1 protein-coding gene and 1 pseudogene are annotated in these 1,470 nt (G+C 70.7%); both read left to right on the top strand.

Translation table 11 applies throughout. The features are described from left to right. The first annotated feature begins 56 nt into the window (after positions 1-56). Positions 57-611, top strand: a complete 555-nt coding sequence (locus tag FV220_RS24925; protein ID WP_246689540.1) for a hypothetical protein — start codon at positions 57-59, stop codon at positions 609-611. Between the two features lie 9 nt (positions 612-620). Beyond that, positions 621-1,470, top strand: a pseudogene (locus FV220_RS24920) (hypothetical protein); the annotation flags it as partial.

Raw genomic sequence — 1,470 nt, 5'->3', positions numbered from 1 at the left:
CCCCCCCCCCCCCCCCCCCCCCTTTTTTTTTTTTCTAGCTTAAGCCGGATTAGCAGATGCAGCGTAGTCTGGTGGGCTCGGTGTTGTGTATAATAGACAGCTTGGCACCGGCGCCGGCGCCAAGCACCGACGAGATGATGGCGCTCTTCAAGAGCGCGACCACCGACGCCGCCGCCGAGGGGAAGCTTCGCGCCCTGGCGGAGAGCGGCGTATCGGTGGCGCAGTATCTCTATGCACTCCTCCTGTCCCCGGCCAACACCAACAAGCAGCGGATCACCGCACCCGACGCCGCCCTGGCGAGCCGGTATCTCGAACGCCTCGTGGCGGAGCGGTCCTTCGCGCCAGCGGCCGCGGCGGCGGCCTTCCTCTACGATGTCGGCGGCGCCAATTTCCCCCGCGCCCCCGGGAAGGCGGCGGACATGACGATCCGCGCCCTGGAATTGAAGTCCACCGACATCATTCAGAACCTCAGCGAGGACAAGTGGGGCGCCGGCTTCTGGGCCGCCCTGCAGCAGCGCCTGGCCGACCGGAATCTCTATCAGGGCCGCATCGTCGACCAGCGCAACGACCGGACCATCCAGGCGGCGCGCCGCCTCCTCGGCAACCCTTAGGAGATGCGCGTGGCGGCTGATCGCGAACCGAACATTCCCGACTCGCCTTGCCGGCGGGTCGGCCGTTGCCTCGCCCTCCTGGCGGGCATTCTCATGCTGACCCTCGTCCAACCCGGCCGCGCCGAAGCGCAGATCAAGGTCCGCAAGGCCGATTGCTACGTCGAGGCCGATGGCAGGATCGCCATCAACGGCGTCTGCGAGTTCCTGACCGACGCGCGCAGCTACGGGACGGGCGGGTTCCGCCTCGCCACTTACGAGAACGGCTACCTCCGCTACGGGGTGGTGGTGGCGGTGACGAGCCCCGGAAGCGGCACGGCGACATGGAACGAGACGCCCGGCGACAAGCCGGACGAGGGCCCCTCCGAAGCCGTCACCTCCGGCGGGGCCTGCTGGACGGGACCACGCACCCGGACCTGCGCCTGGAAGATCGGCGAGGGCCGTCCCGGTTTCGCCGGGGGCGGCGTCGCGCCGGCACCCGGGATCGGAGCGCCCCGCACCGCCGATTGTCTCATCGAGGTCAGGGGCGCGGCCCGGATCGACGGCCCCTGCCAGTTCCGGGTGGATGCCGGACAGGACGGGGCGGGCGGATTCGAGGTCCGGTCCTATGCAAGGGGAGGGCTGGACTTCATCGCGCGGCTCACCCGCGATCCACGGGACCCGCAGAAGGCCACCGCCTCGTGGAATGAGCGCCCCGGCGCACCGCAGGCGACGGCTCCCCTCGGCACCCTGGCGCCCAAGGGGCCGTGCTGGGAGGGTGCGGAGGCGCGTCTCTGTGTCTGGCAGGCCGGACAGCCTCGCGACGCGTCGGACCGGCCCGGTACCGATCCGGGCCGCGCCCCGCCCGCCGAAACGCCGCCGG

Origin of the sequence: Methylobacterium sp. WL19 (genome assembly GCF_008040005.1) — a bacterium.
Lineage (GTDB): Bacteria > Pseudomonadota > Alphaproteobacteria > Rhizobiales > Beijerinckiaceae > Methylobacterium > Methylobacterium bullatum.
The sequence above is the reverse complement of the archived record's forward strand: the minus strand, read 5'-3'. Positions and strand labels throughout refer to the sequence as shown.

Coding starts and splice junctions, on each gene's coding strand:
- FV220_RS24925 (WP_246689540.1), top strand. CDS start 57: ATGCAGCGTAGTCTGGTGGGCTCGGTGTTGTGTATAATAGACAGCTTG.